Origin of the sequence: Streptococcus parasanguinis (genome assembly GCF_001074805.1) — a bacterium.
GTDB classification, from domain to species: domain Bacteria; phylum Bacillota; class Bacilli; order Lactobacillales; family Streptococcaceae; genus Streptococcus; species Streptococcus parasanguinis_A.
Genome location: NZ_JUPI01000099.1, coordinates 1 through 21,798, shown reverse-complemented (window position 1 = coordinate 21,798; position 21,798 = coordinate 1). Strand labels below are relative to the sequence as shown.

Annotated in this window: 22 protein-coding genes; 20 read left to right on the top strand and 2 right to left on the bottom strand. The window is 44.0% G+C overall.

The window, feature by feature from the left end:
• The 9 genes from ADI76_RS06695 (at position 1) to ADI76_RS06655 (ending at position 8,089) form a co-directional block, all read left to right on the top strand.
• Complete coding sequence (locus ADI76_RS06695; RefSeq protein WP_049515266.1) at positions 1 to 387, top strand: hypothetical protein; 387 nt, start codon at positions 1 to 3, stop codon at positions 385 to 387.
• A 170-nt stretch (positions 388 to 557) separates the two neighbouring features.
• The gene (locus ADI76_RS06690; RefSeq protein WP_009731987.1) at positions 558 to 1,256 is read left to right on the top strand and encodes an N-acetylmannosamine-6-phosphate 2-epimerase; all 699 of its coding nucleotides are present in this window, start codon (positions 558 to 560) and stop codon (positions 1,254 to 1,256) included.
• A 162-nt stretch (positions 1,257 to 1,418) separates the two neighbouring features.
• Positions 1,419 to 1,871, top strand: a complete 453-nt coding sequence (locus tag ADI76_RS06685) for a YhcH/YjgK/YiaL family protein (RefSeq protein ID WP_023920078.1) — start codon at positions 1,419 to 1,421, stop codon at positions 1,869 to 1,871.
• A 113-nt stretch (positions 1,872 to 1,984) separates the two neighbouring features.
• Positions 1,985 to 3,334 carry an ABC transporter substrate-binding protein gene (locus tag ADI76_RS06680; RefSeq protein ID WP_023920080.1) on the top strand — a complete coding sequence of 450 codons (1,350 nt, stop codon included), beginning with the start codon at positions 1,985 to 1,987 and terminating at the stop codon, positions 3,332 to 3,334.
• A 53-nt stretch (positions 3,335 to 3,387) separates the two neighbouring features.
• Positions 3,388 to 4,272, top strand: a complete 885-nt coding sequence (locus ADI76_RS06675) for a carbohydrate ABC transporter permease (RefSeq protein WP_023920083.1) — start codon at positions 3,388 to 3,390, stop codon at positions 4,270 to 4,272.
• Positions 4,272 to 5,105 carry a carbohydrate ABC transporter permease gene (locus ADI76_RS06670; RefSeq protein WP_045760232.1) on the top strand — a complete coding sequence of 278 codons (834 nt, stop codon included), beginning with the start codon at positions 4,272 to 4,274 and terminating at the stop codon, positions 5,103 to 5,105. The genes ADI76_RS06675 and ADI76_RS06670 overlap by 1 nt, the downstream gene beginning before the upstream one ends.
• Positions 5,106 to 5,130: 25 nt before the next feature.
• Complete coding sequence (locus ADI76_RS06665; protein WP_049515264.1) at positions 5,131 to 6,237, top strand: Gfo/Idh/MocA family protein; 1,107 nt, start codon at positions 5,131 to 5,133, stop codon at positions 6,235 to 6,237.
• Between the two features lie 31 nt (positions 6,238 to 6,268).
• Positions 6,269 to 7,186, top strand: coding sequence for a dihydrodipicolinate synthase family protein (locus ADI76_RS06660; RefSeq protein WP_049515262.1), 918 nt, complete (start codon positions 6,269 to 6,271; stop codon positions 7,184 to 7,186).
• A gap of 15 nt (positions 7,187 to 7,201) precedes the next feature.
• On the top strand, positions 7,202 to 8,089 hold the full coding sequence (locus ADI76_RS06655) for an ROK family protein (protein ID WP_049515259.1): 888 nt from the start codon (positions 7,202 to 7,204) through the stop codon (positions 8,087 to 8,089).
• Between the two features lie 97 nt (positions 8,090 to 8,186).
• On the opposite strand, the gene ADI76_RS06650 is transcribed toward ADI76_RS06655, so the two are convergent.
• Entirely contained in the window at positions 8,187 to 9,026 is an 840-nt protein-coding gene (locus ADI76_RS06650) for a MurR/RpiR family transcriptional regulator (RefSeq protein ID WP_003009426.1), read from the bottom strand.
• A 293-nt stretch (positions 9,027 to 9,319) separates the two neighbouring features.
• On the opposite strand from ADI76_RS06650, the gene ADI76_RS06645 reads away from it, so the two are divergent.
• The 11 genes from ADI76_RS06645 to ADI76_RS06595 all read left to right on the top strand — a co-directional run bounded on the left by ADI76_RS06645 (position 9,320) and on the right by ADI76_RS06595 (position 20,323).
• A complete protein-coding gene (locus ADI76_RS06645; RefSeq protein WP_003015405.1) occupies positions 9,320 to 9,643 on the top strand; it encodes a hypothetical protein in 324 nt (107 codons plus the stop codon).
• Positions 9,633 to 11,594, top strand: a complete 1,962-nt coding sequence (locus ADI76_RS06640; RefSeq protein WP_049515257.1) for a V-type ATP synthase subunit I — start codon at positions 9,633 to 9,635, stop codon at positions 11,592 to 11,594. Before ADI76_RS06645 ends, ADI76_RS06640 begins: the two co-directional genes overlap by 11 nt.
• A 30-nt stretch (positions 11,595 to 11,624) precedes the next feature.
• A complete protein-coding gene (locus tag ADI76_RS06635) occupies positions 11,625 to 12,104 on the top strand; it encodes a V-type ATP synthase subunit K (RefSeq protein WP_003009435.1) in 480 nt (159 codons plus the stop codon).
• A gap of 70 nt (positions 12,105 to 12,174) precedes the next feature.
• Positions 12,175 to 12,765: an ATP synthase subunit E gene (locus tag ADI76_RS06630; protein ID WP_049515255.1), complete on the top strand. Its 591-nt coding sequence runs from the start codon at positions 12,175 to 12,177 to the stop codon at positions 12,763 to 12,765.
• A 9-nt stretch (positions 12,766 to 12,774) separates the two neighbouring features.
• Positions 12,775 to 13,794, top strand: a complete 1,020-nt coding sequence (locus ADI76_RS06625) for a V-type ATPase subunit (protein ID WP_049515252.1) — start codon at positions 12,775 to 12,777, stop codon at positions 13,792 to 13,794.
• Positions 13,775 to 14,095 carry a V-type ATP synthase subunit F gene (locus ADI76_RS06620; protein WP_003009443.1) on the top strand — a complete coding sequence of 107 codons (321 nt, stop codon included), beginning with the start codon at positions 13,775 to 13,777 and terminating at the stop codon, positions 14,093 to 14,095. The genes ADI76_RS06625 and ADI76_RS06620 overlap by 20 nt, the downstream gene beginning before the upstream one ends.
• Positions 14,092 to 14,796: a GNAT family N-acetyltransferase gene (locus ADI76_RS06615; protein WP_049515249.1), complete on the top strand. Its 705-nt coding sequence runs from the start codon at positions 14,092 to 14,094 to the stop codon at positions 14,794 to 14,796. The genes ADI76_RS06620 and ADI76_RS06615 overlap by 4 nt, the downstream gene beginning before the upstream one ends.
• A 33-nt stretch (positions 14,797 to 14,829) precedes the next feature.
• Complete coding sequence (locus ADI76_RS06610) at positions 14,830 to 16,620, top strand: V-type ATP synthase subunit A (protein ID WP_049515247.1); 1,791 nt, start codon at positions 14,830 to 14,832, stop codon at positions 16,618 to 16,620.
• Positions 16,607 to 17,992: a V-type ATP synthase subunit B gene (locus ADI76_RS06605; protein WP_003002370.1), complete on the top strand. Its 1,386-nt coding sequence runs from the start codon at positions 16,607 to 16,609 to the stop codon at positions 17,990 to 17,992. Before ADI76_RS06610 ends, ADI76_RS06605 begins: the two co-directional genes overlap by 14 nt.
• A gap of 3 nt (positions 17,993 to 17,995) precedes the next feature.
• Entirely contained in the window at positions 17,996 to 18,619 is a 624-nt protein-coding gene (locus ADI76_RS06600; protein ID WP_049515244.1) for a V-type ATP synthase subunit D, read from the top strand.
• A gap of 585 nt (positions 18,620 to 19,204) precedes the next feature.
• Positions 19,205 to 20,323: a LysM peptidoglycan-binding domain-containing protein gene (locus ADI76_RS06595; RefSeq protein ID WP_049515242.1), complete on the top strand. Its 1,119-nt coding sequence runs from the start codon at positions 19,205 to 19,207 to the stop codon at positions 20,321 to 20,323.
• A gap of 84 nt (positions 20,324 to 20,407) precedes the next feature.
• Here the strand turns inward: ADI76_RS06595 and ADI76_RS06590 are convergent, their stop codons facing one another.
• A complete protein-coding gene (locus tag ADI76_RS06590) occupies positions 20,408 to 21,577 on the bottom strand; it encodes a CynX/NimT family MFS transporter (protein ID WP_049515240.1) in 1,170 nt (389 codons plus the stop codon).
• Between the last annotated feature and the right edge of the window lie 221 nt (positions 21,578 to 21,798).

Below are 21,798 nucleotides of genomic sequence, written 5' to 3'. Positions count from 1 at the left end.
ATGAAAGGCTTTCGTTATCATCGTGAATTCTGGATGGACTTCCATTTCTGGCTCTTGGTCTTGCTTTTAGCAACTGTGGTTATGACGATGCAGGCTCCGCTTTCGGTAGTTAGCCTAGCTTATCTTGCTTTTGTAGGGATTTTGATTCTGTTGCAGGTCTTTCAACCGTCTGTATCGACACGGCAGTACCCAGAAGGTAGCTACCATTTCAATTGGACCTTCTATCGCGATACTAGACTGTATATCGATCTCTTTTTATTAGCAGGTCTCTTGGCAGGCCCAATTACTTCATCGGATATGGTCTATTGGATCTTGCTTGGAGCCGTCGTCGGCTCTATCGGCTTTGTATTTGTTGTAAAGGAAAAAGCGACTCAAAAGATGGCTTAGGGAATCACCATGTCCTAGATCTCTGAAACTAGTTTCAGAGATCTTTTTATTTTTCCCTAAAATGTGAAACTATAATCCAATTGCACGATTAATATTGTAAGCGCTTTAAAAATAGATTATAATCAATTTACAAGTACTCGAGTTGCCTTATTATCAAAGGAGAAGGAGTTATGTCAAAGATTACAAAAGATGAACTGATTGAACAAATCAAAGACGGCATCATTGTTTCTTGTCAAGCTCTCCCTCATGAACCGCTCTATACAGAAGCAGGAGGAGTCATTCCTCTCTTGGTCAAAGCGGCTGAACAGGGTGGAGCTGTCGGAATCCGAGCCAATAGTGTCCGGGATATCAAGGAAATCAAGGAAGTGACCAAGTTACCAATTATTGGGATTATCAAACGTGATTACCCACCTGAAGAACCCTTTATCACGGCTACTATGAAAGAAGTCGATGAGCTGGCAGCTTTGGATATCGCAGTCATTGCTCTTGATTGTACCAAACGTCCCCGTCATGATGGTCTTTCGATTAGTGACTTTATCCATCAAGTCAAAGAGAAATATCCAGACCAACTCTTGATGGCTGATACCTCTACTCTGGAAGAAGGATTGACAGCAGTCGAAGCGGGAGTAGACTTTGTCGGAACGACCCTTTCGGGCTATACGGACTACAGTCCGAAGGTTGATGGGCCAGATTTTGAACTGATCCATAGCCTCTGTCAAGCAGGAGTGGATGTCATCGCAGAAGGCAAGATCCACTATCCTGATCAGGCCAAGAAAATCCATGATCTCGGGGTTCGTGGGATCGTTGTAGGCGGCGCCATTACCCGACCAAAAGAGATCACCGAGCGCTTTGTCGCAGCCTTAAAATGAGAAAACAAAACAGTAGATTGAAGGAGGAGGAGACCGAATAGAGAGTAGTCGAATTCATTTAATGAGAATGTTTCAGTGAAGGGATAACGATGAAGATTTCAAGAAGGAAGTCATATTTGCTTAACTTTCTGTAACATAAATCTAGTGTTAAAGGAGAAATAGATGATATTTGATGATTTAACAAACATAAAATTGTACAAAGGGATTCATCCTAATCTGGATCAAGCGATTGATTTTCTCTATGAACACCGGAAAGATTCTTTTGAGCTAGGGAGATATGATATCGACGGTGACAAGGTCTTTCTCGTTGTTCAAGAAAACACCCTTAACAAAGATGAAAATAATCGCTTTGAACATCATCGCCGTTATGCCGACCTTCATTTATTAGTTGAAGGGCATGAATTCTCTAGCTACGGTTCCCGTATCCTAGATGAAGCTATTCCATTTGATGAAGCAAGTGATATTGGCTTTGTTCATTGTGAGAAATTCTATCCACTTCATTTGGGCTATCATAATTTTGCAGTCTTCTTCCCTGGTGAACCTCACCAACCAAATGGTTATTCAGGTCAGGAAGAAACAGTCAGAAAATATTTATTCAAAATTGCGATTGATTAGATGTCTTAAATAGAAAATGGAGGAGATAGGCAATATAGTTAGTTTTTTCGGAGAAGTTAAGTCTTCAAAGCGCTGATTACATATTTTGTATTTAAAACAGAAAGAGGAAAACAATGAAAAATAGTAAGAAAATTCTTTTCGCTTTGGTTCTCGCGTTATTCGCATTGTTTGTCACTGCATGTTCATCTTCAAAAAATGATGCAGAAGGAAGTAATAAAACTGGAGAATTATCTGGTGAAATTGTAATGTGGCACTCATTTACTCAGGGGCCTCGGTTAGAAAGTATTCAAAAATCAGCTGATGAGTTCATGAAGAAGCATCCAAAAGTTAAAATCAAGATTGAGACATTTTCATGGAATGACTTCTATACAAAATGGACGACTGGATTAGCAAATGGCAATGTTCCAGATATTAGTACAGCTTTGCCAAACCAAGTTATGGAAATGGTAAATTCAGATGCCTTAGTTCCATTGAATGATACCGTTAAGAAAATCGGAGAAGATAAATTTAATAAAACAGCATTAGATGAAGCGAAGGTTGATGGCAATTTTTATTCTGTTCCTTTGTATTCACATGCTCAAGTCATGTGGGTTCGCACTGATTTATTGAAACAATATAATATTGAAGTTCCAAAAACATGGGACCAGTTGTATGAAGCTTCAAAAAAATTAAAAGAAAATGGAGTTTATGGATTGTCTGTTCCTTTCGGGACAAATGACCTGATGGGTACACGCTTCTTAAATTTCTACGTACGAAGCGGTGGCGGAAGTCTGTTGACAAAAGATTTGAAAGCTAACTTGACAAGCAAGCTGGCCCAAGATGGAATTAAATATTGGGTGAAGATGTACAAGGAATTTTCTCCTAAAGATTCATTGAACTTTAATGTCTTGCAGCAAGCTACTTTGTTCTATCAAGGAAAGACAGCCTTTGACTTTAACTCAGGCTTCCATGTAGGTGGTATTCAAGCAAATAGCCCTCAATTGATTGATGCAATTGACGCCTATCCGATTCCAAAAGTAAAAGAATCAGATAAAGATTATGGTATTGAAACTTCTAATATTCCATTGGTAGTTTGGAAGAATTCCAAACATCCAGAAGTAGCGAAAGCATTCTTAGAATCTTTGTATGAAAAGAAAGATTATATTAGCTTCTTAGATTCAACTCCTGTTGGAATGTTGCCTGCCATCAAAGGAATTAGTGATGATCCAGCCTATAAAGATAATGACGTTCGCAAAAAATTCCAACATGCAGAAGAAGTTATTACAAAAGCAGCAGAAAAAGGTACAGCTATTGGATATGAAAATGGTCCAAGTGTTCAAGCTGGAATGTTAACAAACCAACATATCATTGAACAAATGTTCCAAGATATTATTACAAATGGTAAAGATCCAATGGAGGCTGCTAAGGATGCAGAAAAACAATTGAACGATTTATTCGAAACTGTAGCAGTTGATGTTAAATAATAATAGCAGAGGCTACAATAATGTAGCCTCTGTTTTTAGAGAGGAAAAAGCATATGGTCAAAAATAGAAATTTGACTCGATGGGTGTTTGTGTTACCTGCTATTATCATTGTTGGACTATTATTTGTTTACCCATTTTTCTCCAGCATTTATTTTAGCTTTACAAACAAACATTTGATCATGCCGCGGTATAAATTTGTAGGATTAGCAAATTATAAAGCAGTTTTATCGGATCCTAATTTCTACAATGCCTTCTTCAACTCCCTTAAATGGACAGTCTTTTCTCTTGTGGGACAAGTGCTTGTTGGTTTTGTATTAGCACTTGCATTGCATAGAGTTAGACGTTTTAAGAAGTTATATAGGACATTGTTGATTGTTCCTTGGGCGTTCCCAACTATTGTCATTGCCTTTTCTTGGCAATGGATCTTAAATGGAGTATATGGTTATCTACCTAACTTGATTGTGAAATTAGGACTGATGAATCACGTCCCTGGATTTTTGACAGAAAGTACGTGGGCTTTCATCTGTTTAGTGTTTATTAATATTTGGTTTGGTGCCCCTATGATCATGGTCAATGTTCTATCTGCCTTACAAACGGTTCCGGAGGAACAGTTTGAAGCGGCTAGGATTGATGGAGCCTCCAGTTGGCAAGTTTTTCGATTTGTAATTTTACCTCATATTAAAGTAGTAGTCGGATTACTTGTTGTACTTAGAACAGTATGGATCTTTAATAACTTTGATATTATCTATCTGATTACAGGCGGAGGCCCTTCAAACGCAACAACAACATTGCCAATATTTGCATATAATCTCGGATGGGGAACAAAACTCCTTGGGCGTGCCTCAGCGGTAACAGTCTTGCTATTTATTTTCTTATTGGCAGTATGTTTCATTTACTTTGGAGTAATTAGTAAATGGGAGAAGGAGGGTAGAAAATGATGAAGAGAAGAACAAATGTACTCCTTGATATTGGGTCACATGTTGTTTTAGTTATTTCAACTATTATCGCAATTTTTCCTTTAGTTTGGATCCTCCTATCTTCTGTGAAAGGAAAAGGAGAATTAACCCAATTTCCAACAAGATTTTGGCCTAAACAGTTTACTCTAGATTATTTTACGCATGTCATTAATGATTTACATTTTATAAATAATATAAAAAATAGCCTGTTAATCGCATTAACGACAACAGTTATCGCTATTATCATTTCTGCAATGGCTGCTTATGGTATTGTTCGATTCTTTCCAAAATTAGGGGCGATTATGTCCCGGTTGCTTGTAATTACCTATATCTTCCCTCCGATTTTATTGGCAATTCCTTATTCGATCGCCATTGCAAAAGTTGGATTGACCAATAGTTTAATTGGTTTAATGATTGTTTATCTTTCATTTAGTGTTCCTTATGCAGTGTGGTTGTTAGTAGGGTTCTTTCAAACAGTTCCAATTGGAATCGAGGAAGCAGCAAAAATAGATGGTGCGAATAAATTTGTCACCTTCTATAAAGTGGTATTACCAATTGTAGCACCAGGAATTGTTGCTACAGCGATATATACCTTTATCAATGCCTGGAATGAATTTCTTTATGCATTGATCCTGATCAATGATACAAGTAAGATGACTGTTGCAGTGGCTTTGCGTTCATTAAATGGTTCGGAAATACTGGATTGGGGAGATATGATGGCGGCATCCGTAATTGTAGTATTGCCTTCAATTATCTTCTTCTCAATTATCCAAAATAAAATCGCAAGTGGTCTTTCTGAAGGATCTGTAAAATAGTAAAAATAGAAATAGGAGAAAAACAATGGTTGTAAATTATGGTGTTGTTGGCACAGGATACTTTGGTGCTGAATTGGCAAGATATATGAAAGAAAATGACGGTGCAGTAATTACAGTTGTGTATGATCCAGAAAATGCAGAAGCTGTAGCAGAAGAATTAGGAGCCCGAGTGGCTTCATCACTCGATGAATTGGTTCAAAGTGATGATGTGGACTGTGTGATTGTTGCTTCTCCTAATAATCTACATAAAGAACCCGTTATTAAAGCTGCTCAGAATGGAAAAAATGTTTTTTGTGAAAAACCGATTGCCCTATCATATGAAGATTGTAAAGAGATGGTAGAAACATGTAAAGAAAATGGTGTGATTTTCATGGCTGGTCATATTATGAATTTCTTTAATGGTGTTCATCATGCTAAAGAATTGATCAACCAAGGAGTTATTGGAGATGTTTTGTACTGTCATACAGCTAGAAATGGCTGGGAAGAACAACAACCATCCATTTCATGGAAAAAAATTCGTGAAAAATCAGGAGGACATCTTTACCACCATATTCATGAGTTGGATTGCGTTCAATTTTTAATGGGAGGTATTCCTGAAACAGTTACGATGACAGGCGGAAATGTTGCTCACCAAGGGGAAAACTTTGGTGATGAAGATGATATGATTTTTGTCAATATGGAATTCCCTGGTAAGCGATTTGCTTTGCTTGAATGGGGCTCTGCCTATCGTTGGGGAGAACACTATGTTCTGATTCAGGGAACGAAAGGTGCTATAAAATTAGATCTATTTAATTGTAAAGGTACTCTGAAAGTAGACGGAAAAGAAACTTATTTCTTAATCCATGAATCTCAGGAAGAGGATGATGACCGTACAAGAATTTATCATAGCACTGAGATGGATGGTGCCATTGCTTATGGTAAACCAGGGAAACGAACTCCATTATGGCTATCTTCTGTTATTGATAAAGAAATGAAATATCTTCATGATATAATGAATGGTGCTCCTGTATCAAAAGAATTTGAAAAACTATTAACCGGAGAAGCAGCGTTGGAAGCAATTGCGTCTGCTGATGCTTGTACTCGTTCCATTAATGAGGATCGAAAAGTTAAATTATCAGAGGTCATGGGTTAATAACATTACTGATACGACAAAAGGAGAAAATATGTCAGATTTAAAAAAATATGAAGGAGTCATCCCTGCTTTTTATGCCTGCTATGATGACCAAGGGGAAATTAGCCCGGAGCGGGTGCGTGCTCTCGTAGAATATTTTATCGCGAAAGGTGTGCAGGGCTTGTATGTCAACGGATCCTCTGGCGAATGTATCTACCAGAGCGTGGCCGATCGCAAGCTGATCTTGGAAGAAGTGATGGCAGTAGCTAAAGGAAAATTGACCATCATCGCTCATGTAGCCTGCAACAACACCAAGGATAGCGTGGAATTGGCACGACATGCAGAAGAGCTAGGAGTAGATGCCATTGCGGCCATTCCACCGATCTATTTCCGCTTGCCAGAATACAGTGTGGCCCACTACTGGAATGAAATCAGTGCAGCAGCACCCCATACAGACTTTGTCATCTACAATATCCCGCAATTGGCTGGGGTTGCTTTGACACCGAGCCTTTACAAGGAAATGTTGAAAAACCCACGGGTGATTGGGGTCAAGAATTCTTCGATGCCTGTTCAGGACATTCAAACCTTTGCTTCTTTAGGAGGCGACGACCATATTGTCTTTAATGGTCCAGATGAACAATTCTTAGGTGGCCGTCTCATGGGAGCGCATGCAGGGATCGGTGGTACCTATGGTGCGATGCCAGAACTCTTCTTGAAGCTCAATCAGCTGATTGCTGAGAAAGACTTGGAGACTGCGCGTGCCCTGCAGTTTGCCATCAATGACATTATCGGAGTCTTGACGTCTGCTCATGGCAATATGTATGCAGTCATCAAAGCGGTTTTGCGTATCAATGAAGGTTTGGACTTGGGATCTGTTCGCTCCCCTTTGACGCCAGTAGTAGAAGCGGATCAAGAAGTGATTCAACGTGCTGCTCAACTCATTCAGGACACAAAAGCCAGATTCCTTTGATCAAAGGAGGTCTAGATGAATCCATATGTTGTAATTGATATCGGAGGGACCAGTATCAAGTATGGCCTATCCGATGCAAAAGGGCAACTCCTAGAGACCCATGAAATGCCAACGGAGGCTCAAAAAGGAGGACCTCACATTCTTAACACAACAAAGGAAATCGTAGCCCGTTATTTGAAGAAGCATCCCTTGGCAGGGGTGGCGATTTCTTCGGCCGGAATGGTAGATCCTGATAAGGGAGAAATCTTTTATGCTGGCCCACAAATTCCCAACTATGCAGGCACCCAATTCAAAAAGGAAATCGAAGAGACCTTTCAGATCCCTTGCGAGATCGAAAATGATGTCAACTGTGCCGGTCTCGCAGAGGTCACTACAGGCCATGCAAAAGGATCGAACAATGCTGTTTGCCTGACGATTGGGACAGGGATCGGTGGTTGCCTCTTGCTCGATGGTCAAGTCTTTCATGGCTTTAGCAATTCAGCCTGTGAGGTTGGCTATCTTCATTTGCCAGACGGTGCCTTTCAGGATCTAGCTTCAACGACGGCTTTAGTCGAGTATGTGGCAGAACATCATGGTGATCCTGTGGAACAGTGGAATGGTCGCCGGATCTTCAAGCAGGCAACAGAAGGAGATAAGATCTGTATGGCTGGAATTGATCGAATGGTGACCTACCTTGGCAAAGGACTAGCCAATATCGTTTATGTGGTCAATCCAGAGGTCATTGTTCTTGGAGGGGGGATTATGGCTCAGGAAGCCATCCTGAAACCTAAAATCTATCAAGCCCTGTGTGCCGAACTGGTTCCTAGCCTAGCAGATAAGATCCGTTTGGAATTTGCCCACCATCAAAACGCCGCAGGTATGTTGGGGGCCTACTACCACTTTAGACAAAAACATGGAACATAAAACAAGTCGCGCTGGCGACTTGTTTTTGATTCATCAAAAAAAGCATGAAAGATGAAGAAAACCTGATCTTTCATGCTTTTTAAATAGGGAGACCATATTAAGATTTTCGAGAACGTTGATTAGAAAGTTTTTTGTTTTCCCAGTAGCTATTAAAGACAATTTCCTTTTGTTCTCGGCTTTTATTAAGGAAATGAGCATAGATCAAATCGACCACAATGAGGAGTGGTAAAATAGCAGAAATTCGATCGATATAGGTACTACTAGGAAGAGGTGCGGCCGGTAACACTTCTGTGAATCCTTGGTGGATGGCAGCCGGGTTAGCCGTCACAAGAACCGTTTTAGCCCCTTTTTCTTTGGCGTCCAGGAGACTGTCTGTAATGGAGTTGGTGCCTCCTGACAATGAGAAACCGATGACTAAACAAGAGGAATCGAGAATACTGGTCGTCCAAGCAAAGCCATCTTGATCAGTCAGGGCTTCACAAACGACGCCCAGTCGCATAAAGCGCAATTTCATTTCTCGAGCGACTAAACCGGAACTACCGATCCCGAAGAAATAGACTCGGTCTACTTGACCGATTAGTTCAGCGACCCGATCTAATTGGGAATCTTTTACCAGACTTTCAGTGACGTTACTGATATGGTGGTAGCGTTGCAAGACGCTCAGCGTCAGCTCGTCATGCTCTTGCACCTGTTTTTGATTTTTGGTTTCTTCGTTAAAGTGATAGACAAATTCCCGATAGCCGGAAAAGCCACATTTTTGAGAGAAACGCGTTAAAGCCGCCTTTGAAACATGGAGTAACTCTGTTACACGAGAAGAGGACAGGGAGTGCTGTCGTGCTTCGGATGATAAAAAATATTGGGCAATGTCGCGTTCCATATCTGTTAACTCAGCTTCATGGCTGGCGATAATGGCGCGTAAATCTTGATCTTGTTTCACAGCAATCCTCCTTTCTCACGAGATGAAATAACAGGATACTCCTATAATATATTACACATTATAACATGGGTAACCGCTTTATTCAAGTAAAAGAAATCAAGAAATACTGAAACTAGGAACAGGATAGGAGAAAAGAAGAGAACGCTACCAAACTTGAAACTAAGGTCTTATTTGTTGTCCACAATTTTCTGAAAATTCCCGGTTGGGTCTGAACAAACGATATGAATTGTGGTATAATTTAAGATAATTGTACTGTTGTTGGAAGAACAATAGTTGAATAAGGAGGTGTGACGATGTCGAATGCAACACTCGAGATGATGCAAGAGATCGAGCAAGCTGCTCAGGGCGTGATCGTAGGCTATGAAGCTCAAGTTGAACAAATCCGAACGGATTCGCGCGATCGACTTGCAACAGTGGCACAGCATTACGATGAGGAAACCAAGCAATTGGTCACAGAGGCAGAAAAAAACGCCCAGGAAAGACTCGTCCGTTTAACGAAAGATCTGGAAGAAACGGTTGCGCGCAATGATGCCAAGGTACAAGAGGCGATGACCGACAAGCGAGCTGGGTTAGTTGAAGCCATTGTAGAAAAGGTGGTAGCAAGCTATGGCCGTTAGTCAGATGCAAAAACTGTCTCTCATCTTGCCCAAAGATGACTTGGACAGTCTCCTACTAGCGCTGCAGTCTGAGGCGAAAATCCAGATTTATGACCTAAGTGAACAGGAAGAGTGGCAGGCTGCTTTTGAGGCAAATACCTTGTCTCAACCCTTGACAGAGGACAATCGTCAAGTCTTGGTAGAGCTACAAAAACGTCAAGAACAAGTTGAAAAAATGATTCAGACTCTGGAGCCCTATATGCCTGAGAAGAAGGCCCTGCAAGCTCTGAAGGAAGAACCTTTAAGTTTGTCTTTTGATGATCTGCAGGCCCACGGGATGATTCGAGATGAGGATCTTCTATTGACCAAGTTGAAACGCCAATTGCGCGTGTTAGACAAGGCTCGCCAGAAGATTGCAGATGCAAAGAGAGAGATCGAACGCTTAGAAAAATGGCGACCGTTAGAGGTGACGCCAGCTGCCCTCGCTACCTTTCACTATGTGCATGGTTTGATTGGGACTATCCCTAATAGCGATACAGACGCTGTTCGTTCTTCCTTAAAAGCTCATCCTGAGCTGGAGTTAGAAGAAGTCTTTACGTCTGAGACGGAACACGGCTATGTCATCTTGTATCGTTCGGGAGACCGTGTAGCTGTTCAGGAGCTTCTGGAAGAACATGGGTTCAAAGAATTGGACTATGAAGAAGAGCAAGTCCCAGCTGCTTACTTGGATCGCCTAGAAGGGGAAATCAAAGAGCAGGAAGCTGTCGTTGCAGCAACCCTAGCAGAGTTACAAAACTCCCAGAAGGAGTTGGACCAACTCAAGTATCAGATGGATTACTTGTTGAGCTTGGGAGCTCGTGAGGAAGCCAAGTCGCTGCTAGCCAGCACGCAAAGTTTGGTAGCCCTAGAGGGTTGGATTGAAACATCCCAAGTGGCCTCGTTACGAGACTTCTTACAAGAAGGCTTTGGTTCTCGGGTCTTACTAGAGACGCGCGATGTGACGGAAAAAGATTGGGATGACGTGCCGATCCAGTTGCGAAATAGCGCCTTGGTAGAGCCTTTTGAATTAGTCACAGAGATGTATGCCTTGCCTAAGTATTACGAGAAAGATCCGACTCCGATCGTTTCGCTCTTCTACTTTGTATTCTTTGGCATGATGGTCGCAGATATCGGTTATGGACTCTTGCTAACGGTAGCGACAGGGTTTGCCCTTAAAGCCTTTAAGCTCAATCCTGGGACAGCAAAGAACCTTCGTTTCTTCAGTCTCCTCGGAATTTCAGTGGCCCTTTGGGGTGTGGTCTATGGCTCTTTCTTTGGATTTGAGATGCCTTTTGCCCTGATCAGTACGACCAGCAACGCTATGACCATCCTGATCCTCTCAGTGGTCTTTGGTTTTGTCACTGTCTTAGTGGGATTGTTCTTAGGGGGAATGAAAAATGTCCGCCTCAAAGACTACACGGAAGCCTATAATGCGGGCTTTGCTTGGGTCTTGATCCTACTTGGCTTGATGCTTCTAGCAGTAGGCAATATCTTGCCAGGGATGAGCGTCCTAGTTCCGATTGGCAAGTGGCTAGCCATTTTAAATGCCATTGGGATCTTGATTGTTTCCATTGTCAGTGCTAAGAAGTTATCCGGTCTAGCATCCGGTCTCTTTAACCTCTACAATGTCAGTGGGTACGTCGGAGACTTGGTCAGCTTCACCCGTTTGATGGCCCTGGGCTTGTCTGGAGCTAGTATCGGTTCAGCCTTTAACCTTATTGTCAATCTCTTCCCACCGCTTGGACGGTTTACGGTAGGACTTGTGCTCTTTATCGTCCTACATGCCATTAACATGTTCCTGTCCTTCTTGTCAGGATATGTGCATGGAGCCCGTTTAATCTTTGTGGAGTTCTTCGGTAAGTTCTACGAAGGAGGAGGCAAGCCATTTCGTCCTCTCAAACCTTCTGAACGCTATATTAAAACAAAAAAATAAGTATTATCTTAAAAAAATAGGAGTATATTCATGGAATCTTTAGCATCATATTTTTCAGCCCATGGGGGCGCCTTCTTTGCAGCATTTGGTGTCGCGATCGCAGTCGCACTTAGTGGGATGGGATCTGCTCTTGGGGTTGGTAAAACGGGTCAAGCAGCAGCAGCGCTCTTGAAAGAACAACCCGAAAAATTTGCCCAAGCCCTGATTTTGCAATTGTTGCCAGGTACACAAGGTTTGTACGGTTTCGTTATCGGGATCTTGATCTGGTTGCAAATTAAGCCAGATATGCCACTTGAAACAGGGGTTGCTTACTTCTTTACAGCTCTTCCAGTTGCGATCGTTGGTTATTTCTCAGCAAAACACCAAGGAAATGTTGCGACAGCAGGGATGCAAATCTTGGCAAAACGTCCTGAAGACATGATGAAAGGGGTTATCCTTGCGGCCATGGTTGAAACCTATGCCATCTTGGCCTTCGTTGTGTCCTTCCTATTGACTCTACGCGTCGGCTAAGAGCTAGCTTTGATGAATTTGCCTCGCGAGGCGAAAAACACAAGACGCATGCAATAGGAGAAAAAACGATATGGATGAACAAACCCAATTAAAGGATTCTATCTTGGCCCAAGCCCACGAAAAAGGGCGTAAACTCTTAGAAGAGGCCAAGGAAACCATCCTAAAAGAAGAGACTGCGCAAGAAGAGCGTTTGATCCAAGATAGACTCAATCAACGCTCCGAGCAGCTCAAGCGGATTCAACGTCAATTGCAACGTGAAACCCAACAAATCGAAAATAAAAAACGTCAATCAACCCTTGTCACCAAGCAACGAGTCTTAAAGGATCTCTTTGCAGATGCTTATGAAGCAATGGCGGCTTGGCCCCTTGAAAAGGAAATGCAGTTTGTAGATGCGATTTTAGACCGCTATCAAGGGCAAGTTGTGACTCTGACCTTTGGGGCGGTGAGTGCTAGCAAATTTGATCCAGCAGCTCTCGAGAAATTAAAGCAAACTCATCAGAATGTGACAGTTGCGGATGCGACGATTCCAGCTCAGGCAGGCTTTGTCTTGTCGGTTGGGAAGATTGATGATAACTATCTCTACCGTGATTTGGTGGATTCCATTTGGGAGCAAGAAAGCTACCAGATGGCAGCCAGCATTTTCACCGATGAAGAGAACTAGGAGGTTGCAATGAGCGAACGGACCTATTCTCAAGTTAATACAGGAATCAGCGTACGTGAGGCTAGTTTTGTCAGTCCCAGTCAGTTCGAGCAGTTGCTTGCAAGTCCCTCCAGTGAGAGCCGAGAAGGCTTGCTACAAGGGACACCTTATGCTTTAGACAGCCACGAGATCAAGGATTTAGCAGCCCTTGAAGAGCGCCTGATGGCAGCCTTGTTGGCGGAATACCAATGGGCTTTTGAGGTAACCCCTCAGTCAGACCTGGTTAGCCTGTTCACCTTGAAATACACTTATCATAATCTCAAGGTTTATCTAAAACACAAGGCGACAGAGCGCAAGTTGGGGCATTTATTGATCCCTATCGGTCCTTATTCTCTTGATGTGCTCGAGCATTTGGTGGCGACCTTTTCTGCGGAGCATTGTCCGGCCTTTATGGCGGAAGAAGTGGCTGCAACTTGGCAGGAATTCCAAGACTATCAGGACTTGCGGGTCCTCGAAATCGGGATGGACTTAGCTTATTTTAAACACCTGAGATACTTAGGAGACAGCCTAGATCATCCAATTCTCAAGCAGCTGGTAGACGTGACCATTGACTTTTACAATGCGATTACGGTCAAACGGGCCTTGGATCAGCAAAAACCGCATAGTTTTATGCACCAATTGCTCTCGGATGAAGGAAGCCTCAGTGCCCATCAGGTGATCGACCTGCTAGAATCGGGTCAGTGGTTGACCTGGTTTTATCAAGTCAATCCGCTGGAGTACGATCTCGCCTTAGAGACTTATGAAGAAAAGATGCGCACCGGTCAACTAAAGACAGTAGAGTTGGAGTATCTAGAAAGCTTGGTGAAATTCAGCCTTTTAGACGCTGGCCGTTTTGAAGTCGATGGACCACTCCCTCTTGTCCGCTATCTTTACGGAAAAGAGTTAGAGGTGACCAACCTTCGTTTGGTCCTCTCTGGTTTGGACAATGGTTTTCCGCTATCAGAAATCAAAGAAAGGATGAGACCGATTTATGGACAAACAGACCTATAAGATCGCCGTTGTGGGCAATCGGGACGCCATCCTTCCTTTTCGCCTGATTGGCTTTCAAACCTATCCGGTCACAGAGCCACAAGAAGCGATCAATACCTTGCGAAAACTCAGTCGGGAAAACTTCGGGATTATCTACCTGACAGAGGATATTGCTCAGGCCATTCCAGACACAGTGGCTTTTTACGACCAGCAGCTGACACCGGCTCTGATCCTTATCCCGACCCATAGAGGGACTACAGGACTGGGCCAACAGCGGATTCGTGATAATGTCGAAAAAGCAGTAGGACAGGATATTTTATGAGAACAAATGAATTTGGCCAAGCGATTGGCGATGCACTGCCGGAGTTTACACCGGGGCGCTTGCCAGCTATTGAGCGGATCGAAGGTCGCTATACCGTGATCGAGCGCCTCTCAAAAGAAAAACATGGAGCAGATCTTTATCAGGTTTACGGGCCGGACTCTCCAGCAGCTATGTGGACCTTTCTGTTTAAAGGTCCTGCCCGCAATGAAGAGGAGTGGGACCACTTATTGGATGATCTCATGACAGCCCAAGGTCGCTTTTACTATGCAATTGTAGACAAAGATTCAGGCAAGGCTTTAGGGACATTCTCTCTCATGCGGATCGATCAAGCCAACCGGGTGATCGAAGTCGGAGCAGTGACCTACTCACCAGCGCTCCAAAAGACTCGCATGGCCACAGAAGCCCAGTATCTATTAGCGCGCTATGTGTTTGAGGATCTAGGTTACCGCCGTTATGAGTGGAAATGTGATGCCTTAAACCAAGCTTCTCGCAAAGCAGCTGAGCGCTTAGGGTTTACCTATGAAGGCTGTTTCCGTCAGGCTGTTGTTTATAAAGGTCGTACCCGCGATACAGACTGGTTGTCTATCATTGACCAAGAATGGCCAGCAATCAAAGAGCGCTTCGAAGCCTGGTTGGATCCAAGCAATTTCGATGCCAATGGCCAACAAAAGCAAGCTCTAAGAGAGATAGCACAAAAGTAAAACAAAGAAACAAAGGATTCCCAGGAGGAATACATGACTCAAGGAAAAATTATCAAAGTTTCCGGTCCCTTGGTGGTTGCATCAGGGATGCAGGAGGCCAATATCCAAGACATTTGCCGGGTCGGCGATCTTGGTTTGATTGGCGAAATTATTGAGATGCGGCGGGATGAAGCCTCTATCCAAGTATATGAAGAAACGTCTGGAGTTGGTCCAGGAGAACCAGTGGTAACAACCGGAGCTCCCCTTTCTGTTGAATTGGGACCAGGCTTGATCTCTCAGATGTTTGACGGGATCCAACGCCCCTTGGAACGCTTCCAAGAAGTCACCGCCAGCGATTTTTTGGTTCGTGGGGTACAAGTTCCTAATCTCGATCGGGACACTAAATGGGCCTTCGAACCAAGTGTAGTAGAAGGAACTGAGGTAGTCGCAGGAGACATCGTTGGTACCGTTCAAGAGACCAATATGGTGGAACACCGCATCATGGTGCCATTTGGAGTCAGTGGACGTGTGACCAAGATCGCAGCAGGTTCTTACACAGTAGAAGAGCCGGTTTATGAGATCGAGCAGGCTGATGGTAGCCTCTTTACTGGTACTTTGATGCAAAAATGGCCAGTTCGTCGAGGCCGTCCCTTTGCACAAAAACTGATTCCGGTAGAGCCTTTGGTCACAGGTCAACGGGTTATTGATACCTTCTTCCCTGTTACGAAAGGTGGAGCTGCAGCTGTTCCTGGTCCTTTCGGAGCTGGAAAGACCGTTGTGCAACACCAGGTGGCCAAGTTTGCCAATGTAGACATCGTGATTTACGTTGGTTGTGGGGAACGTGGAAATGAAATGACGGACGTTCTGAATGAATTTCCAGAATTGATCGATCCAACAACTGGCCAATCCATCATGCAACGGACCGTACTGATCGCCAACACTTCGAACATGCCAGTGGCGGCGCGGGAAGCTTCTATCTACACAGGGATTACCATTGCCGAATACTTCCGTGACATGGGCTATTCCGTTGCCATCATGGCGGACTCTACTTCGCGCTGGGCAGAAGCTCTCCGTGAAATGTCTGGTCGTCTAGAAGAAATGCCAGGGGATGAAGGCTACCCAGCCTACCTTGGTAGTCGGATCGCCGAATACTACGAGCGGGCAGGTCGGGTCAAGACACTTGGAACTACTGCGCGCGAAGGCTCGATTACGGCAATCGGTGCCGTTTCCCCTCCGGGTGGAGATATTTCAGAGCCCGTGACGCAAAACACCCTGCGGATCGTCAAGGTTTTCTGGGGCTTAGATGCTCAATTGGCCCAACGTCGCCACTTCCCAGCTATCAACTGGTTGAGTTCTTATTCCCTTTACCAAGATGAAGTTGGTCGCTATATCGATCTACATGAACAAATCAGCTGGTCTGAAAAAGTGACCCGTGCCATGAACTTGCTTCAAAAGGAAAGTGAATTACAAGAAATCGTCCGCCTGGTTGGTCTGGATTCCTTGTCTGAAAAAGACCGCTTGACCATGAATGCGGCCAAGATGATCCGCGAAGACTACCTGCAACAAAATGCCTTTGATGAGGTGGACACCTATACCTCTTTCAGCAAGCAGGTGGCCTTGTTGACCAACATTTTGACCTTTGACCAAGAAAGTCAAAAAGCGTTGGAATTAGGGGCTTACTTCACAGAAATTATGGAAGGAACCGTAACTCTTCGAGACCGCATTGCCCGGAGCAAGTTCATCCATGAGGATCAGTTGGCAACTATTCAAGCCTTGAAAGAAGAAATCGTAGAAACCCTACACCAAATCGTCGCAAAAGGAGGAATAGACAATGAGCGTGATTAAAGAATACCGTACTGTCAGCGAAGTTGTTGGCCCCTTGATGATTGTCGATCAGGTCGAGGGGGTTCACTACAATGAACTGGTAGAAATCAAACTCCATGATGGAACAACCCGTCAGGGACAAGTCCTCGAAGTCCAAGAAGACAAGGCCATGGTCCAGCTCTTTGAAGGATCTAGCGGGATCAACTTGGAAAAAGCCAAAGTCCGCTTTACCGGACGTCCCCTAGAACTTCCTGTATCTGAAGACATGGTGGGACGCATCTTTAACGGGATGGGCAAACCCATCGATGGCGGTCCAGAGATTATCCCAGAGAAGTACTTGGACATTGATGGCCAAGCCATCAACCCTGTTTCACGGGACTATCCGGATGAATTTATCCAGACAGGGATCTCAGCCATTGACCATTTGAATACCTTAGTTCGGGGTCAAAAACTCCCAGTCTTCTCAGGTTCTGGTCTCCCTCACAAGGAGTTGGCAGCTCAGATTGCTCGTCAAGCGACGGTTCTTAATTCCGAAGAAAACTTCGCCGTGGTCTTTGCGGCCATGGGGATTACCTTTGAAGAAGCCGAGTTCTTTATGAACGACCTTCGGGAAACAGGAGCTATTGACCGCTCTGTCCTCTTTATCAACCTAGCCAACGACCCAGCTATCGAGCGGATTGCGACTCCTCGGATCGCCTTGACTGCTGCAGAATATTTGGCCTATGAAAAAGACATGCACGTCTTGGTTATTATGACTGACATGACCAACTACTGTGAGGCCCTTCGGGAAGTATCTGCTGCCCGCCGGGAAGTTCCAGGACGTCGGGGCTATCCAGGTTACCTCTATACCAACCTCTCAACCCTCTACGAACGTGCAGGACGCTTGGTTGGAAAGAAAGGATCTGTGACCCAAATTCCGATCCTCTCCATGCCAGAAGATGACATCACCCACCCCATCCCTGACTTGACAGGCTACATCACCGAAGGACAGATTATTCTGTCCCGCGATCTCTATAATAGTGGTTACCGCCCACCGATTAATGTTCTTCCCTCCCTTTCTCGTTTGAAGGACAAGGGTTCTGGTGAAGGCAAGACTCGGGAAGACCATGCGGCGACCATGAACCAGCTCTTTGCGGCTTACGCTCAAGGAAAGCAAGCCAAAGAACTGGCTGTAGTACTTGGGGAGTCTGCCTTGTCAGATACCGACAAGCTCTATGTTAAATTTACGGACCGCTTTGAGCAGGAATACATCAATCAAGGTTTTACCACCAATCGGACGATTGAGGAAAGTTTGGATCTAGGTTGGGAACTCTTATCCATCCTTCCACGAACAGAGCTTAAACGGATCAAGGATGAGATGATTGACAAGTATCTGCCAAACAAAGAGGATTAGCCTATGGCACGATTAAATGTAAAACCAACTCGGATGGAGCTTAATATTCTCAAAGAACGCCTCAAGACAGCAACCCGAGGGCACAAGTTGCTCAAGGATAAGCGGGATGAACTTATGCGTCGCTTTATTGAAGCTGTGCGTGAGAATAATCGTCTGCGCCAAAAGGTGGAGGCAGAGCTTGTGGGCAATATGCAAGATTTCGTGATGGCCAAGTCCTTAGAGAGCGACCTCATGGTGGAAGAAATCTTCGCCGTTCCCACTCGAGAAGTGATGCTCCATATCGAAGAAGAAAATGTCATGAGTGTGCGCGTGCCCAAGCTCCATGCCCGTATCGATAATCCATACGGAGATGATGAAGGGGACGTGGTTTATAGCTACCTCGCCTCCAACAGTCAAATGGACAGCACCATTCAAGAAATGGGGGATCTACTCCCAGATTTGCTTAAGTTAGCGGAAATTGAAAAAAGCTGCCAACTCATGGCAGATGAAATCGAGAAAACCCGCCGTCGAGTGAACGGACTGGAGTATGCGACTATCCCAGACCTCAAAGAGACTATCTACTATATCGAAATGAAACTCGAAGAAGCCGAACGCGCCAACCTCGTCAGAATCATGAAGGTAAAATAAGATACAAAGCCGTTAAGCAACTCAAAGGAAAAAAGGAAATCCAACGACGAAGCGTCTGCTTCTAGTTGGATTTATCTTTTTCCAAAGAGTTGTAGGCGTGTTCAGTTATAAGATACAAAGCCCGTAAAATGCAAAGGAAAATAGGGAGCAGGACAGAAGCACTGTTGTATAGAATGCTTCGTTGTCCTGCCCCCACAAGGCTGATTAGGATTTTTCCGAGCTCTTAAAGCGAGAGAAAAATCCAATCAGCTACTGTGCCTTTGAAGTTAGTACTATTACAGTTTGCGTTTTTCCCCCAGCTTTTCAGATCGGCCTCAATTACTTAAAAAATACAAGAACCTCATCGAGGAACCGCTTCTTGATGAGGCTTTTTTTGCGCCCTCGAACTCTTCTTCCAGCACCCTCTTTTTATGTTACTAGTTTGTAACAATGTGACAAGAAAGACGAAATGTTACAAGAAAAATACAGTTTTGTTAAATAGCCAAAAAGGCCTTTTATTATTTTTAAATTGTGATAAGATAGTATAGTAGTTAATTTGTCCAAGAAAATCTTGAGCAAAAAAACAAAGAAAAAAGAGGATAAAAGATGAAATTAAAAGTTAATACGAAAGCCTTGATCGCTTCAACAGTAGCTCTTGCAGTGATTCCATTTACAAAAGCCACTGCAGAAACACTTGAAGATTGGGTAGCTCGCTCAGTAGATGAAATCAAACATGATATCCAACAAAGCGGTGAAAACCAACAAACTTATACCATCAAATATGGTGATACATTGAGTTCGATCGCAGAAGCGCTTGGAATCGATGTACATGTGTTGGCAAACTTGAACAACATCAGCAACATGGATTTGATCTACCCAGGTACTGTTTTGAAAACAACAGTAAATGATCAAAAAGAAGTAACTTCAGTTGAAATCCAAACTCCTCAAGCAGGTTCGACAGATGCAACCGTTGCAAGTGCTGACTTGACAACAAACCAAGTGACAGTTGATGACCAAACAGTCGCTGTCAACGATTTGTCTAAACCAGTAAACGAAGATAACAAAGCTGTTCCAGTAGCTCCAGCAGCGGAAGCTCAAGAAGCTCCAGCGGAAGCTCCTGTAGTTGAAGTACCAGCAGCAGAAACACCAGCACAACCGGCTGTTCCAGAAACACCAAGCTACGGTGCTCCAGCTCCCAATGTTGCAACTCAAAACCCAGAAACAGCCTCAGTTTCTGCTCCTGAAGCTCCAGCAACTCAACCAGAAGCTCCTGCTGAAACACCAGCTCCTGCAGACGAAGCTCCGGCAGCAGAAACTGTCGCAGCACCTGAAGTGCAACCAGTAGCATCAACTCCAACAACTGGTAATGCTATTCCAACTGATCCAAATCTTCAACCGCAAGCGGAAGCTTTCCGTCAAGAAATTGCAGCGAAATTCGGTATCACAAACATCGGTGGTTACCGTGAAGGGGATCCAGAAGACCATGGTAAAGGACTTGCAGTGGACGTGATGGTTCCAACAAATTCAGAGCTTGGAGATCAAGTTGCACAGTATGCGATTGATAACATGGACCGTGCAGGTATCTCATATATTATCTGGAAACAACAATTCTACATGCCAGTAAATAACATTTACGGACCAGCTAATACATGGAACCAAATGCCGGACCGTGGTGGAGATACAGCAAACCACAACGACCACGTACATATCTCATTTAACGGATAATAAAACATTGAACTAGGCCTAGAGCCTAGTTCTTTTTTGTGTGCACAAAAAAGCCGGAAGACGAATCTTCCAGCCAGATATTGATTATAAAATATGATCGACCTTTTCCACTTGATAAAGGGCAATCGCCATGATAATGGTTAAGACCAGGAGCATAAGAATGGCAGGTGTCCAAGAGTGGAAGAGAGATTTGCTGTAGCCGAAGAGGATGGGACCAAAGGCTGCAAAGACGTAGCCTCCGGTTTGGGCAAGTCCAGAAAGTTGAGCTGTTTTTTCAGGTGTGCTGGATTTCATAGAGAAAGCGACCATGAGGTAAGGGAAGAGCGAACTAACGGAACTTCCAATTAGGGCATTTAATACCAACCAGTAGAAGAAGTTGCTGGTCGGGATTAAGAGCATGGCTACCCCCAGAATCCCTGCTCCGACAACAATCGTCAGCATCAAGTGTCGATTGCGATCGGATAACCGTGTGGTTAAACTTGGGATCGTCAAGGAGAATGGGAGACTGATCAGGGTGAACACGGAGGCCAGTAGTCCAGATTCAACCTTTGAAAGGCCAGCTTGAACAGCCATGGTCGGAAGCCAAGTCATACTTGTGTAGAAAAGCAGTGACTGCAAGCCTCCAAAAATCATGATAGCCCAGACATATTTATTGGTATACCACTTGCTACTAGATTCCGTAGTAGCAGCCTTTTTGAGTCGGTGGTTGTAGCGAAGGTTAGGAATCCAGATGACCAAAGCAAGAGCACACAAGGCTGTCAAAATGTTGACCAAACCTTGCCAAGAAGTGGCTTTGGTGATCGGAACAGCGACAGAAGAGGCGATCGCTGTGGACATCCCCATAGAAGTGATGTACAAAGTGGTCAGAATGCCTAGTTGGCGGGGTCTGTTCGCCTGAATCAGGCTTGGAAGCAACACATTGAGAAAGGCGATGCCAGCTCCAATCAAGATGGTTCCCAGATAGAGGAAGGGGAGGTTGATAATCCGAATGGCAGATCCGATCGTCATTGCGATCAAAACTAGGAAAAAGAGGCGCTCAATCCCCAACTTTTTAGCAAATTGAATCGCAAAAGGTGAGAAAATGGCAAAGGTGAGAAGTGGTAAGCTAGTCAATAGTCCCAGAGAGCTCACATCTACCCCCAAACCAGCAGCGATGTCAGACAAGACCGTCGGAAGCGTAGTAAATGGTGTTCGTAAAACAATCCCAAGCATAATGATGCCCGGGATGAATAGCGTAGAATGTGTTTTTTTCATAAATCCTCCTCAGACAAAAATTCTCTTCATTATAACATAGATCGAGCATAAATTGGATTATTTGTACAAATGAAGGAGAAGGACCGTAGTTCTCACTGTCGTTCGAACTGCGTCAACGTACCTAAGTTCGTCTACGCCCCTATTGGACTTGACTCACTAAGGTACGTAGAAAAAGCCACCGGTTTTGGTGGCTCTTATAGGGAGATTATTATGAAAAAGTT